General features: G+C 63.3%; 13 protein-coding genes. 10 read left to right on the top strand and 3 right to left on the bottom strand.

Translation table 11 applies throughout. The annotated features are described in order from the left end of the window. Positions 1-52: 52 nt before the first annotated feature. Complete coding sequence (purF, locus tag CAF53_RS16020; protein WP_100238596.1) at positions 53-1513, bottom strand: amidophosphoribosyltransferase; 1461 nt, start codon at positions 1511-1513, stop codon at positions 53-55. Positions 1514-1715: 202 nt separating this feature from the next. Here purF and ccmC point away from each other — a divergent pair, with 202 nt between their 5' ends. The 8 genes from ccmC to CAF53_RS15985 all read left to right on the top strand — a co-directional run bounded on the left by ccmC (position 1716) and on the right by CAF53_RS15985 (position 8615). Then, positions 1716-2438 carry a heme ABC transporter permease CcmC gene (gene ccmC, locus CAF53_RS16015; RefSeq protein WP_046762972.1) on the top strand — a complete coding sequence of 241 codons (723 nt, stop codon included), beginning with the start codon at positions 1716-1718 and terminating at the stop codon, positions 2436-2438. 18 nt (positions 2439-2456) lie between these two features. Further along, complete coding sequence (locus tag CAF53_RS29040; protein ID WP_269748625.1) at positions 2457-2588, top strand: hypothetical protein; 132 nt, start codon at positions 2457-2459, stop codon at positions 2586-2588. After that, positions 2585-3031, top strand: a complete 447-nt coding sequence (gene ccmE / locus CAF53_RS16010; RefSeq protein WP_046762971.1) for a cytochrome c maturation protein CcmE — start codon at positions 2585-2587, stop codon at positions 3029-3031. The genes CAF53_RS29040 and ccmE overlap by 4 nt, the downstream gene beginning before the upstream one ends. A 16-nt stretch (positions 3032-3047) precedes the next feature. Next, entirely contained in the window at positions 3048-4988 is a 1941-nt protein-coding gene (locus CAF53_RS16005) for a heme lyase CcmF/NrfE family subunit (RefSeq protein WP_100238595.1), read from the top strand. Beyond that, positions 4985-5512, top strand: a complete 528-nt coding sequence (locus tag CAF53_RS16000) for a DsbE family thiol:disulfide interchange protein (RefSeq protein WP_197707427.1) — start codon at positions 4985-4987, stop codon at positions 5510-5512. The genes CAF53_RS16005 and CAF53_RS16000 overlap by 4 nt, the downstream gene beginning before the upstream one ends. After that, entirely contained in the window at positions 5509-5916 is a 408-nt protein-coding gene (locus CAF53_RS15995; RefSeq protein ID WP_046762968.1) for a cytochrome c-type biogenesis protein, read from the top strand. The genes CAF53_RS16000 and CAF53_RS15995 overlap by 4 nt, the downstream gene beginning before the upstream one ends. After that, positions 5913-6548 (top strand): cytochrome C biosynthesis protein, encoded by a 636-nt coding sequence (locus CAF53_RS15990; RefSeq protein ID WP_100238594.1) that lies wholly within the window; start codon positions 5913-5915, stop codon positions 6546-6548. The genes CAF53_RS15995 and CAF53_RS15990 overlap by 4 nt, the downstream gene beginning before the upstream one ends. Positions 6549-6689: 141 nt before the next feature. Then, entirely contained in the window at positions 6690-8615 is a 1926-nt protein-coding gene (locus CAF53_RS15985) for a potassium transporter Kup (protein WP_046762966.1), read from the top strand. Positions 8616-8675: 60 nt separating this feature from the next. Here the strand turns inward: CAF53_RS15985 and CAF53_RS15980 are convergent, their stop codons facing one another. Next, the gene (locus CAF53_RS15980) at positions 8676-9143 is read right to left on the bottom strand and encodes an Hsp20 family protein (RefSeq protein ID WP_046762965.1); all 468 of its coding nucleotides are present in this window, start codon (positions 9141-9143) and stop codon (positions 8676-8678) included. A gap of 553 nt (positions 9144-9696) precedes the next feature. On the opposite strand from CAF53_RS15980, the gene CAF53_RS15975 reads away from it, so the two are divergent. After that, entirely contained in the window at positions 9697-10947 is a 1251-nt protein-coding gene (locus CAF53_RS15975) for a lipoprotein-releasing ABC transporter permease subunit (RefSeq protein WP_046762964.1), read from the top strand. Next, positions 10940-11629, top strand: coding sequence for an ABC transporter ATP-binding protein (locus tag CAF53_RS15970; RefSeq protein WP_100238593.1), 690 nt, complete (start codon positions 10940-10942; stop codon positions 11627-11629). Before CAF53_RS15975 ends, CAF53_RS15970 begins: the two co-directional genes overlap by 8 nt. Here CAF53_RS15970 and CAF53_RS15965 read toward each other — a convergent pair. Further along, positions 11615-13426, bottom strand: a complete 1812-nt coding sequence (locus CAF53_RS15965; RefSeq protein ID WP_100238592.1) for a diguanylate cyclase — start codon at positions 13424-13426, stop codon at positions 11615-11617. The two genes, CAF53_RS15970 and CAF53_RS15965, sit on opposite strands and share 15 nt — an antisense overlap. Between the last annotated feature and the right edge of the window lie 126 nt (positions 13427-13552).

Below are 13552 nucleotides of genomic sequence, written 5' to 3'. Positions count from 1 at the left end.
GTCCGATGCAGCAAGGCGCCGGACTTGTCCATTCAACGGCTGAAAAAGGCGGTCAGACGACCCGCTCGGCCAGCAGTTCGAGCTGGTTCTGCACCACGGCCTCGTCCTGGTCGGTCAGCGTGGTGGGATAGTCGCCGGTGAAGCAGGCATCGCAATATTGCGGCCGGATGTCGGCCCGCTTCGCCTCGCCCAGCGCCTTGTAGAGGCCGTCGATCGAGATGAAGGACAGGCTGTCGGCGTGGATGAAGTCCTGCATCCCGTCAATGTCCAGGCGGTGCGCCAGCAGTTTGGTGCGCTCCGGCGTGTCGACGCCGTAGAAGCAGCTATGCCTGGTCGGCGGGCTGGCGATGCGCATATGCACCTCCTTGGCACCCGCTTCGCGCATCATCTGCACGATCTTGAGAGATGTAGTGCCGCGCACGATCGAATCGTCGATCAGGACGATCCGCTTGCTCTCGATCAGGGCGCGATTGGCATTATGCTTCAGCTTCACGCCCAGATGGCGGACCTTGTCGCCCGGCTGGATGAAGGTGCGGCCGATATAGTGCGAGCGGATGATGCCCAGTTCGAAAGGAATGCCTGACTGCTGGGCATAGCCGATCGCCGCCGGAACGCCGCTGTCGGGCACTGGGATGACATAGTCCGCCTCGACCGGATTTTCGATGGCCAGTTGTGCGCCGATCGCCTTGCGGACGGAATAGACGCTGGAGCCGTCGACGATCGAATCGGGGCGGCTGAAATAGACATGTTCGAAAATGCAGGGGCGGGCATGGCTTTGGCCAAAGGGGCGGTGGCTGCGCACTTCGCCGTCATGCGTGACGATGACGAGTTCGCCGGGGTCGATCGAGCGGACATAGTCCGCGCCGACCACGTCGAAGGCGACGGTCTCTGAGGCGAAGATCGTCGAATCGCCCAGCTTGCCCATCACCAGCGGCCGGATGCCCAGCGGATCGCGGCAGGCGATCATGCCCTCGGGCGTCATGACGATCAGGGAATAGGCACCCTCGACCTGCTTCAGCGCATCGATGAACTTGTCGAGCAGCGTACGATAGGTGGAGGTGGCGACCAGATGGATGATGACCTCTGTGTCCGAGGTCGACTGGAAGATGGACCCGCGCCGGATCAGTTCCCGGCGCAGCTTCATGGCATTGGAGATATTGCCGTTGTGCGCGACGGCGAAACCGCCCGAACTCAGCTCCGCATAAAGCGGCTGGACGTTGCGCAGCGAGGTTTCGCCGGTGGTCGAATAGCGGACATGACCGCAGGCTGCGCCGCCCGGCAGGCCCCGAATCACTTCGTCGCGGTCAAAATTCCCGGCCACATGCCCCATCGCCCGATGGGTATGGAAATCATGGCCGTCCCAGCTCGTGATGCCGGCGGCTTCCTGGCCGCGATGCTGAAGCGCATGAAGGCCAAGCGCAACCATGGCGGAGGCGGTTTCAGCATTGAAAACGCCGAAAATACCGCATTCCTCACGCAGTTTGTCGTCGTCGAACGGATTCGTCGTAAACATGGGTTTTTGGTGGTCCACTGCCAATCCTGTCCGCTCCCATCGGGGGCGGCTTTGGCGCGCATATAGTGTGTCAGGGACGATTTGTCGCCTGTCTGTCACAAAAAAGGGTCGCGACGCCGCCCGATCGCGATTTTCCGAAGACCGACATTGGGTAAAAGGTCCACTGGCCTTGAGCGTTTTCGAAAGCTAATAGCCTTCTCCCATGCATCGCTTTGCCAATCCTGCGCGCTTCCTCAAGATTGTCCGGCCGCTGACGGCCTGGCTGTTCTGGCCGGGGCTTATCCTGCTGCTCGTCGGGGCGGGTTGCGGCCTGTTCGTGACGCCCGCGGACTATCTTCAGGGTGATACGGTGCGCATCCTTTATATCCACGTGCCTGCCGCCTGGCTGGGCATGGGCGGCTGGACGGGCATTGCCGTGGCGGCGCTGATGCAGCTTGTCTGGCGCCATCCGCTTGCCGCCGTGGCTGGACGGGCGATCGCCATGCCTGGTGCCTTTTTCACGGCGGTATGCCTTGTCACCGGATCGATCTGGGGGCGCCCGACCTGGGGCACCTGGTGGGAATGGGACGGGCGCATGACCTCCATGCTGGTGCTCTTCTTCCTCTATCTCGGCTATATCGCCCTCGCCAATGCGAGCGCGCGGCAGGGGAACGGTGGGGTCAGTCCGGTAACTGCCATTTTCGGACTGGTCGGCGCGATCAACCTGCCCATCATCAACCGGTCGGTGGTGTGGTGGAACAGCCTGCATCAAGGCCCCAGCATCACGCTGCGGGGATCGAGCATCGACAATGCGCTGCTCTGGCCGCTCGGTTTCACCCTGATCGGATTCACCTTGCTTTTCGCCGCGATCGTGTTGATGCGCATGCGCGCCATCCTGGCACAGAACAAGATCGAAGCACGGATGCAGCGGCTTGCTCGGGGATGAGGACGCGGGGGTAAGGGAATGAACCAGTGGGCATTCGTGATCGGCGCCTATGCGCTGACCTTTTCGGGCACCGCCGTCATCAGCATTCTGAGCTGGCGCGCGATGCGCAGCGCTGAAGCCAGGGCGCGGCAGTTGGCGGACCGGGCATGAAGGCAAAGCATCAACGGTTGATCCTGGCCGTGGTCGCCCTCGCCGCCCTGATCGGGGCGGGGCTGCTTGCGGCGTCCGCGCTCAAGGACGAGGCCGCCTATTTCTATGTCCCTAACGACGTCAGGACCAAGGGCGTCGAGCCCGGCCGGGCGATCCGGCTTGGTGGTATGGTGGTCAAGGGCAGCCTGAAGCGCGCGAGCGACGGCGTCACCATCCATTTCGACGTCACCGACGGCAAGGCTAAGGTTCCGGCCAGCTTTAAGGGCATTACGCCCGACCTGTTCCGGGAAGGATCAGGTGTTGTGGCGGAAGGCGCTTTCGATGCCGCCGGCACCTTCCAGGCCACCAATCTGCTCGCCAAGCATGACGAGCGCTACATGCCGCGCGAATTGCAGGGCATGCAATATGACGAAGAGACCCACAAGATGAAGGCGGACCAGTGAGCGGGGAACGGCGCGGATGATTGCTGAGGCCGGCCTTGCCGCATTATGGCTTGCCGCCTCGCTGGCGCTGCTCCAGCTTGCTCTGGTGGCGATCGGCCTTGCGGGCGGCAAAAGCGATCTGCTGGGCGCGGTGCGGCCCGTCGCCGTGGCGCAAGGGTGCTTGACGGCAATCGCCTTTGCCCTGCTGATCACGCTGTTCCTGCGATCCGACATGTCCGTCCTGCTGGTCGTTACCAACAGCCATTCGATGAAGCCCTGGCTCTACAAATTCGCCGGGACCTGGGGCAATCATGAAGGGTCCATGCTGCTCTGGGTGACGGTCATGGGCGTGGCAGGCGCCGCCGTCGCCCTGTTCGAACGCGCCCTGCGGCGTGAAACGCACATGGCGACGCTGGGCGGCCAGGCGGCGATCAGCCTCGGCTTCTATGTCTTCCTGCTCTTCGCCTCCAATCCCTTCGCGCGGATCGATCCGGCCCCGGCGGACGGGCAGGGGCTCAATCCGCTGTTGCAGGACCCCGGGCTCGCCTTCCATCCACCGACCCTCTATCTTGGCTATGTCGGTCTTTCCGTGGCCTTTTCGTTCGCGGTCGGGGCGCTGCTCACCCGGCAGGTCGACGCCGCTTTCGCCCGTGCCATGCGTCCTTGGGTGCTGGGTGCCTGGATCTTGCTGACGCTGGGCATCACGGCGGGCAGCTATTGGGCCTATTATGAACTGGGCTGGGGCGGCTGGTGGTTCTGGGACCCGGTGGAGAACGCCTCCCTCATGCCCTGGCTGGCGGCGACCGCGCTGCTGCATAGCGTGACCGTGCTGGCGACCCGCGATGCGCTGCGCGCCTGGACGGTGATGCTGGCGGTGATCGCCTTTTCCATGTCGATGGTCGGCACCTTCCTGGTCCGGTCCGGTATCCTGACCAGCGTGCATGCCTTCGCCGTCGATCCGGAGCGGGGGACCTTCATCCTCGTTCTGCTCGGCATCTATATCGGCGGCGCGCTGGCGCTGTTCGGCTGGCGCGTGGGCGCGGTACGCGAAGGCGCGCCGTTCGAACTGGTCAGCCGGGAAACCATGCTGGTCGTCAACAACCTGCTGCTTTCGGTGATCCTGGGGCTGGTGCTGATCGGCACGCTCTATCCGCTGCTGACGGAGGCTTTCGGTCATAAGGTGTCGGTGGGTGCCCCCTATTTCGACCGGATTGCCGGGCCGATCGCGCTGGCTTTGATGGTCGTCATGATCCTGGGGCCGCTGACCCGATGGCGCCGCGACAGGATGCGCGAAGTGGGCCGGCGCATGGCGATCCCGCTTGTCGCAGGGGCGGTCGTTCTGATCACGCTTGCCATGTTTGCCTGGGGCCGGATCGGCATCCTGCCTTTCCTCGGGCTGGTGATCGCGCTGGCGGTCGCCGTGGGCAGCTTGGCGCCGCTGTGGAAGCGCAACCTGCGCCGGACGCCGCTTTTCACATGGGGCATGGTGATCGCGCATCTGGGCTGCGCGGTCAGCCTCGCGGGCATGGCCTGCGATTCAGCCTTCACGGTCGAGAAGCTGGTGGCCGCACGTCCCGGCGACATGGTGGAGACGGCGGGCTGGACGCTGCGGTTCAAGCAGATAATCCCGATCGCGGGTGATAACTGGACCGCGCTTCAGGCCGATGTGGAGGTGAGCCGGGGCGGTAGCGAGCCGGTCTTGATGCATCCGCAATCCCGCTTCTTCGCGTCTCCGCCCACCCCCACGACCGAGGCGGCCCTGCTGACGCGCTGGAACGGCCAGCTTTACGTCGTGCTGGGTCAGGAAGCCGATGAGGGCCGCTGGCAACTGCGCATCTGGTGGAAGCCTTTCGTGACGCTGATCTGGCTGGGTGGCTTCCTGATCGCGCTGGGCGGTGCCCTGGCGCTGGTCGGGCGGGAGCGGCGGGGATGGCTCCTCAAATGGCGGGCCCGGAAGGCCACGGAGGCTCTCGCATGAGGAAGCTGCTGATCTGGCTGCCACTTCTGCTTTTCCTCGGTTTTTTCGGCCTGTTCGCGAGCGGGCTGCTGCGTCCGGACGACAGGATCATCACCTCGAAGCTGGTCGGCAAGCCGCTTCCGCCCTTTGTCCTTCCTGCCGCGGCCAGCGACCGCCCGCCGCTGGCGAATAGTGAACTGGCCAGCGGCAAGCCCCGCCTGCTCAATATCTTCGCCAGTTGGTGCGTGCCCTGTGCCGCGGAAGCGCCGCAACTCATGGCCCTCAAGCAGGCCGGCGTGGAGATCGACGCCATCGCCATCCGCGATGCCCGACCCGATGTCGACGCCTTCCTCAAGCGCTACGGCAATCCCTATGCCCGGATCGGCCTTGATGCCCGGAGCGAGGTGCAGATCGCGCTCGGCTCTTCCGGTGTGCCGGAAAGCTTCGTCATCGATGGCAAGGGCCGCATCGCCTATCAGCATGTCGGCGACATCCGCGAGGATGATGTGCCGATGATCCTCGACCGGCTGAGGCGCGCGCAATGAGGGGGCTGCTGGTCATGCTCCTGTTGATGTTGAGCGCGCCCGCCCTGGCGCAGTCCGCGCTGCCGCCCGCACCCTATGCCGACCGTCAGATCGACGATCCGGCGCTGGAGAAGAAGGCGCGGACGCTCATGGAGACTATCCGTTGCCTCACCTGTCAGAGTCAGTCGATCGCGGACAGCAACGCCAGCATGGCGGGCGACCTGCGCTCCCAGATTCGGGAACGTATCATGGCGGGCGAGCAGCCCGAGCATATCCGCGCCTGGCTGATCGAGCGCTATGGCGACTGGGTGAGTTATGAGCCGACGGCCGAACCGATCCTATGGCCGCTATGGGCTGCCCCGCTGCTGTTTCTGGGGCTGGGGCTGCTGATCGTGCGCGGCCGAATCAAGCGGAGGCGGTCATGACGGGTTGGATCATCGCGATTGTCATGGCGGTGGGCGCTCTTGTCGCGATCCTGGCCGTCGGTCGGATACCGCGCTCAGCCTGGGAAATCACCGCGGCGGCATTGCTGCTCGGTCTTGCGGGCTATGCATGGCAGGGGCGGCCCGCCCTTGCCGGGGCATCCCGGCAAGCGGAGGAAAAGAGCGGAGTCGCCTTTGATGAAAAGCTGGCCGAGCAGCGCCGCGGCATGGCGGAACGCTATGGCAAGGCGGGCCAGTGGCTGTTGCTCTCCGACGGTCTTGGGCGACAGGGCAAGACCAGGGAAGCGGCCAATGTGCTGCTTTCGGGCCTGCGGGAAATGCCCGACGATCCCAATTTGTGGCTGGGCTTCGGCAATGCGCTGGTGGCCCATGCCGGAGGCGTCATGTCGCCTGCGGCGGACTTTGCCTATCGGAGGGCCATGGCGATCGATCCTGGTGGACCGGCGCCGCGCTATTTCTACGGTTTGGCGCTCGCCCGCGCGGGACAGCTCAAGGAAGCGCGGGCGCTTTGGGCCCCGCTCGCCGCCAGCGCGCCCGAAGGCAGCGAGATCCGCAAGGAACTGGAAGGCAATATCGCGCGTATCGACGCCATGCTGGGTTCCCAAAGCCCATAGCGCCGATCAGGCCCACCGACGCATTGCCTAGACCATGGAGCCATGATAGGGCGCGGCGGTTTGCGGGGGCTTATGGAATGACAAGACGGGCCGCTTCCCCGTTCAGGTGTCCAAAGATCATGACAATTCGGCATTTTCTTCATGGCTGACGCGACCAACACCGGCGCCGTGCATGCGGAGGACGACGCCCAGGGTCATGGCCATGCGGGGCAGAAGGCGACGCTGAAGCTGGTGGTGGGTGCCATCGGCATCGTGTTCGGCGACATCGGCACCAGCCCGCTTTACGCCTTCCGGGAAACCTTTGCCGGGCATCATCATCTCGATCTCGATCCCGATCACATATTGGGCGTCATCAGCCTGATGTTCTGGTCGATGATGCTGGTGGTGACGCTGAAATATGTCACCGTCATCATGCGCGCCGACAATAAGGGGGAGGGCGGCAGCCTGGCCCTGCTGGCGCTGATCAACGGCCAGACGAAGACCCAGCGCTGGTCGCGCGGGATCGTGCTGCTGGGGGTGTTCGCGACCTCGCTCTTCTACGGCGACTCGATGATCACCCCCGCGGTCTCGGTGCTTTCGGCGGTCGAGGGCCTTGCCGTCTACAACAGCAACCTCGCGCCGCTGATCCTGCCGGCAGCGATCATGATCCTGCTGGGGTTGTTCTGGATTCAGGGGCTGGGGACGAATCGCGTCGCCTCGCTCTTCGGCCCGATCATGCTCTTCTATTTCCTGACCATCGCGGTGCTGGGCATCATCAGCATCGTCAAGACGCCGGGCATCCTGCACGCCTTCAATCCCTATTGGGCCTTCATGTTCTTCGTCACCGATCCGCTGCCCGCCTTCCTGGCGCTGGGCGCGGTGGTGCTGGCGGTGACGGGGGCGGAGGCGCTTTATGCCGATATGGGCCATTTCGGCCGCAGCCCGATCCGGGTGTCCTGGCTGGCCTTCGTGCTGCCCGCGCTGATGATGAACTATATGGGACAGGGCGCGCTTCTGTTCCGGGAGGGGGCGGCGGCGCTGCACAGCCCCTTTTACTATCTGGCGCCGCAATGGGGACAATTGCCGCTGGTCGGCCTTGCCACACTGGCGGCGATCATAGCCAGCCAGGCAGTGATTTCGGGCGCCTTTTCCGTGACGCAGCAGGCGATCCAGCTCGGTTTCATGCCGCGTCTGCGCATCGCCCATACCAGCGCGTCGACCGCGGGTCAGATCTACATCCCCCTCATCAACTGGGGGTTGATGGTGATGGTCATCCTGTTGGTGCTGGTGTTCCAGACCTCATCGAACCTGACCGCGGCCTACGGCATCGCCGTCACGGGCGCCATGTTCATCGACAATGTGCTGCTGACCGTGCTGCTCTACCGCCTGTGGAAGTGGCCCTGGTATTATTCGGCTCCGCTTTTGACGGTGCTGTTCCTGGTCGACGGCGCCTATCTGGCGGCCAACCTGACGAAGGTGCCTGCCGGCGGCTGGTTCCCGCTGTTGATCGGCTTTGTCATCTTCACGCTGCTGACGACCTGGTCGCGCGGACGCAGGCTGGTGCAGGATCGCCTGCGCGAAGCCGCCATGCCGATCCCGGTGTTCGTGGCATCCGCCGCCAACAGCGCGGTAAGGGTGCCGGGAACGGCGGTATTCATGACCTCGACGCCCGACGGCGTGCCCCATGCGCTGCTGCATAATCTCAAGCACAACAAGGTGCTGCACGAACGAGTGATCCTGCTCACCGTCAAGATCAAGGACGTGCCCGTGGTCGAGGATGACGGCCGGTGCCGGCTGGAGGATCTGGGTCGGGGCTTCTACCGCCTCGTCCTGCAATATGGCTTCATGCAGGAACCTGACGTGCCCGCCGCGCTCAAGAATGTCACCGGCTGCGGTCAGGCGTTTCGGATGATGGATACCAGCTTCTTCCTGGCGCGCCAGACATTGCTGCCCTCCGCGAAGCCGGGCATGCCGCTCTGGCGGGAGAAGATTTTCGCCTGGATGCTGCGCAATGCGGAAAGTGCGATGGAATTCTTCCGCCTGCCGACCAACCGCGTGGTCGAATTGGGCAGCCAGGTCGAGATTTGATCTCGATGAAAGAGGGCGCGGCGTTCGAACGCCGCGCCCACCCTGTCACATAGCTGCGAATCAGGCGGCGTCGCGATCCTTGCCGTTGATGTCGACCAGTTGACCGCCATTAATGGCGATTTTCTTGGGCTTCATGGCTTCGGGTATTTCGCGGACCAGCTCGATGATCAGCAGGCCGTCGGCCAGATCGGCCTTTTCCACCCGGACGAAATCGGCCAGTTCGAAACGGCGCTCGAAGCTGCGATTGGCGATGCCGACATGCAGGAAGCGGGCGCGGTCGCCGCCCTGCGATTCTTCCTTCCGGCCCGTCACCTGGAGCAGGTTCTGCTGGGCGGTGATGTCGATCTCGTCGGTGCGGAATCCGGCAACGGCCAGCGTCACACGATAGCGATCATCGGAGAGCCGCTCGATATTGAAGGGGGGGTAATTGTCAGCCTGCTGCAACCGCGCGTTATTTTCGATCAGGTCGAACAGGCGGTCGAAGCCGACGGTGGAACGACGATAGGGGGTCAGGTCAAAACCACGCATTGTCATAATCTCCTAAGAGCAAAATGATCCTGCCGGACCCGATCTGGCATCCGGCGAAACGCTGTCCGACCCCAAGCGGCGGCCGGACAATGCGGATATGGTTCGACGTCAGGGTGTTTCAAGTGGGACAGGGCGATATGCTCGCCCGATACGGAAGCCGTCGTTGCATGACGTCACAACCGGACAGCCGATCCCTGATTTCGAGGGCAGCATCGACCGACGGCGGGCAGAACGAAGAAAAGTACCCGGGCCGTGCTGCCACGACCCGGGTACTAATGGACGATTGCTCGTCTCCCCCTTGGCCTGCCTCGACCGCTTCTTAGCCCCCTAAGCTCGAAGCGGGATGCAGTATCCCTGAACCACGGCCATTTACCTGTGCTTCGAAGCCTGTGCTATGGACTGCGCAGGCCGCTGTCACGGGCTATTTATGCTCCCTGTGATTTTCCCGATCATGCTGTGGCGTCGATGCAACAATCGGGCAATGCTTGCCGTTGATCGATACCGTGCTAGACGGGCAAGCCATATCCTTATCAAGAGGCCATTCCGCGCCATCATGATTCTATCCCGATACGAACGGATGATCGCCAAGCGTTATCTGCTGCCCGGCAAAGGAGAGGGGTTCATCTTCCTCGTTGCCGGGATCAGCCTGGTTGCGGTGATGCTGGGCGTGGCCGCGCTCATCATCGTGATGAGCGTCATGAACGGCTTCCGGGCCGAACTGTTCGACAAGATCGTCGGCCTCAACGGCCATGCGGTGGTGCAGGGCTATGGCGGGCGCCTGCCCGATTGGAAGGCGGTGCTGAAGGAAGCGAAGGCGACGCCCGGCGTCGTCAGTGCGACGCCGCTGATCGACCAGCCCTTGCTGGGCAGCTTCCAGGGACGGGTCGAGGCCGTGCTGGTCCGCGGCATGACCGTCAATGACATTCGCAACAATGCGACCTTGAAGGCGAAGGTTGTCGCGGGCAATTTCGATGCGCTGACCCCCCATGGCGGCAAGGTGGCGATCGGATCCCGGCTGGCCGAGAATATGGGCGTCCAACTCGGCGACAATATCACGATCATCAATCCGGCGGGGCGTTCCACCCCCTTCGGCACCGTGCCGCGCCAGGTGTCCTACCAGGTCGCCGCCATCTTCGAAGTCGGCATCTATGATTATGACAAGGCCTTCGTCGTCATGCCGATGGAGGATGCGCAGACATTGTTGCTGCTGGGCGATGTGGTCGGCATGATCGAAGTCCAGACGGTCAATGCCGATCAGGTCGGCGCGATCCTGGAGCCGTTGGCGGGCAAGGTCGCGGGCCGCGCCGTCATCACGGACTGGCGTCAGATGAACGCATCGCTGTTCGAGGCGCTGGCGGTCGAGCGCGTGGCGATGTTCGTCGTCCTGTCGATCATCGTGCTGGTCGCGGTGTTCAACATCCTCTCCTCGCTGATCATGCTGGTGCGCGCCAAGACGCGGGACATAGCCATATTGCGGACCATGGGTGCCAGCCGGATCGGGTTGGTGAAGATCTTCATGACCGTTGGCGTCACCATCGGCACGTTGGGCATGGCGGCGGGCATGGTGCTGGGCTTCACCTTCCTCTTCTTCCGGCAGAGCGTGGTGAATGCGATCCAGTTCCTCACCGGGCAGAATCTCTGGGACCCCTCGATCCGGTTCCTGACCGAACTGCCGGCCAAGCCCGATCCCGTGGAGATCACCATCATCTGCCTGATGGCGCTGATCTTCAGTTTCCTCGCGACGCTCTATCCGGCGTTCAAGGCCGCCAATACCGATCCCGTGCAGGTGCTGCGCTATGAATGACATATTGAAGGTCGGCGACCTCAAGCGCAGCTTCACCCAGGGCGGCGTCACTATAGAGGTGCTGCGCGGCGTCGATCTTTCGGTCGGAACCGGCGAGATCGTAGCGCTATTGGGACCATCGGGGTCGGGCAAGTCGACCTTGCTTCAGGCGGTGGGTCTGCTGGAAGGCGGCTTCGACGGGTCGATCCGCATTGGCGGTGAAGAGGCGGCGCAACTCGACAATGACGGGCGCACCCGGTTGCGGCGGGATGCGCTGGGCTTCGTCTATCAGTTCCATCACCTGCTGCCCGATTTCAACGCGATCGAGAATGTCGTCCTGCCGCAGGTCATCCGCGACGTGGACATGGGCACGGCGCGGGCCCGTGCCGAATCCCTGCTGGGATCGCTGGGGCTCGGCCACAGGCTGGAGCATCGGCCGAGCCAGCTTTCGGGCGGTGAGCAACAGCGCGTCGCCGTGGCCCGCGCGCTCGCCAACCGGCCCGCGCTGGTGCTGGCCGACGAGCCGACCGGCAATCTGGATGAACGGACCGCCGACATCGTGCTGGCCGAATTCCTGCGCCTGGTGCGGGAGGAAGGATCGGCCGCACTGGTCGCGACCCACAATGAGAGGCTGGCCGAGAAGATGGACCGGGTGGTTCGCCTGCACGAAGGCGTGCTGGAGGATGGTTCAGGCCACCTGTGAGGCGGCGTCCCGCACCGTTGCGATCACGATCCGGTCGCGGCCCTGACTCTTCGCGCGCAGCAGCGCCGCATCGGCGGTCCGCAGCAGCGTTTCCGCCCGGCCATGATCGGGAAAAGCCGCAAGGCCGAACGATGCCGTGACTGGTCCCAGTTCATCGCCGCGATGCTCGACGCGCAAATCCTGTATCTTCTGTTGGACCATGCGCGCACGGTCCAATGCTTGATCCAGGTTAAACCCGGGCATCAGCAGCACGAATTCTTCCCCTCCCAGACGAAAAGCGCAGTCCTTTTCGCGAAGAGCCTCATGGAGTACGTCGCCAACCGCGCGCAGCACCGCATCGCCCGCATCATGACCATGATTGTCGTTGAACCGCTTGAAATGGTCGATATCGATCATCAGACAGGCCAAGGGTGCATCCTTGCTTTCGGCCAGGGCGATCTGTTCCTTGAACACCGCATCGAAGCGGCGCCGATTGGCAAGGCCGGTCAAAGGATCGGCCATCGCCATCTGTCGCAACGCGTCCCGCAAACGCAGATTGGCGAGCGCGAGCCCGATATTCTCCGCCAGCATCTCCAGATATTTTTCCGCGCGGTTTAGCTGGTCGGCGGGCACATTGTCGGGCTGCTCGAAATAGAGCAGGCCGATGCTTTCTCCCTGCGCCGTCAACGGGATGCATATGGTCGCGATGGCGCTCTGGCCACCCAGATGTTCGCACGGAATATCGATCAGTTCGCCCGTCGGTTTGTGGGTCTGGCCACGGCGCAGCGCCCAGCAGGCGGAAGGCGCAAATTCCGGCGCTTGTGACTGGCGGGGTTCAAGCCACTGACAGGCCTGGACCATGGCATTGCGCCGCATGTCCTGAATATAGAGCCGTCCTGCGAAGCCGGGTGCGATTTCCGGCGCGAAGCGGCCGACGATGTCGACCAGATCACCTATACTGTCGCAACCCTGCAAACGCTGGGTCATGCGCGACAATTGATCCCGGGTGACGCGATCGGCGTCACGCTCCTGTTCCAATCGTTGCCGTTCCAGCCCGTTTTCGCGGAAGATGCGCACGGCCTGCGCCATGTCCCCGATTTCGTCCACTTGCGGAAGTTCGGGCGGGACGGCGGCGAAATCCTGTGCCGCCAGCCGCGTCACCACGTCACTCAGTCGCACCACCGGCCGCAGGATGCGCTGTTTCAGGATGAAGTACAGCACGCACAGGAAAAGCAGGGCAGTCGCACCCAACATGAGTTCGGACATGAAGCGCCACTGCCGGGCGGTATCGGTCGCCCGCCGGACGGAGGCTTCGGTCCGCTGATCCAGCATATATTGGAATTTGCCGACCTGAGCGGCAACCCGATCCAGTTCGCGGCCATATTCATCGCCGAACAGGATTTTGCGCCCAGTTTCTCCATCGCCCTTTTGCGCAGCCTGGATGGCGGCTTCCTGCTCGTCGACAAGGGCGTCCGCCCAGCGCAGCGCCTGTTTCAGAGCACCCAGTTCGCTGATATTGGCGCCTGCGTCCTGAAGATGGGCAACCCTCTGTTCGACCGAATGCAATTCGGCCTTTTCCCGGCGATAGGCGATGACATGGGTGGGATCGCCCGTGATCACGAAACTGCGTGCCTGCTCCGTCTGGCGATAGACATCCTCCTCCAGGGTCGCTGTCATCTGGTCGAAGGTCGAGCGTTGCTCGACGGCGGCGCGCTCGGTCTGTTCGGCGCTGGATGCCATCAGCATGACGGTGCCCGACGCCAGCGTCAGGAATACGGTGGCACCATAGGCGTAGTTGGTGATGGTGGATAAACGCATGAGCCGGTCGTAACGCTCAAAAATTGGGGATGAGTTAACTATCGACCGGTTCACGAGTTTCTTTTTCGGAAAGCCTTCATGTTACCCACGACTTTCTTAAGGTGAGGGGCTGGCGTCGAATCGGGG

This window comes from Sphingobium sp. LB126 (assembly GCF_002795205.1).
Taxonomy (GTDB): Bacteria; Pseudomonadota; Alphaproteobacteria; order Sphingomonadales; family Sphingomonadaceae; genus Sphingobium; species Sphingobium chungbukense.
The sequence above is the reverse complement of the archived record's forward strand: the minus strand, read 5'-3'. Positions and strand labels throughout refer to the sequence as shown.

Excerpts from the sequence above, each read along its gene's own strand:
- CAF53_RS15990 (WP_100238594.1), top strand. The coding sequence starts at position 5,913 with ATGACGGGTTGGATCATCGCGATTGTCATGGCGGTGGGCGCTCTTGTC.
- CAF53_RS29040 (WP_269748625.1), top strand. The coding sequence starts at position 2,457 with ATGAACCAGTGGGCATTCGTGATCGGCGCCTATGCGCTGACCTTTTCG.
- CAF53_RS15980 (WP_046762965.1), bottom strand. The coding sequence starts at position 9,143 with ATGCGTGGTTTTGACCTGACCCCCTATCGTCGTTCCACCGTCGGCTTC.
- CAF53_RS15965 (WP_100238592.1), bottom strand. The coding sequence starts at position 13,426 with ATGCGTTTATCCACCATCACCAACTACGCCTATGGTGCCACCGTATTC.
- CAF53_RS15985 (WP_046762966.1), top strand. The coding sequence starts at position 6,690 with ATGGCTGACGCGACCAACACCGGCGCCGTGCATGCGGAGGACGACGCC.
- ccmC (WP_046762972.1), top strand. The coding sequence starts at position 1,716 with ATGCATCGCTTTGCCAATCCTGCGCGCTTCCTCAAGATTGTCCGGCCG.
- CAF53_RS15975 (WP_046762964.1), top strand. The coding sequence starts at position 9,697 with ATGATTCTATCCCGATACGAACGGATGATCGCCAAGCGTTATCTGCTG.
- CAF53_RS16000 (WP_197707427.1), top strand. The coding sequence starts at position 4,985 with ATGAGGAAGCTGCTGATCTGGCTGCCACTTCTGCTTTTCCTCGGTTTT.
- CAF53_RS15970 (WP_100238593.1), top strand. The coding sequence starts at position 10,940 with ATGAATGACATATTGAAGGTCGGCGACCTCAAGCGCAGCTTCACCCAG.
- CAF53_RS15995 (WP_046762968.1), top strand. The coding sequence starts at position 5,509 with ATGAGGGGGCTGCTGGTCATGCTCCTGTTGATGTTGAGCGCGCCCGCC.
- CAF53_RS16005 (WP_100238595.1), top strand. The coding sequence starts at position 3,048 with ATGATTGCTGAGGCCGGCCTTGCCGCATTATGGCTTGCCGCCTCGCTG.
- purF (WP_100238596.1), bottom strand. The coding sequence starts at position 1,513 with ATGTTTACGACGAATCCGTTCGACGACGACAAACTGCGTGAGGAATGC.
- ccmE (WP_046762971.1), top strand. The coding sequence starts at position 2,585 with ATGAAGGCAAAGCATCAACGGTTGATCCTGGCCGTGGTCGCCCTCGCC.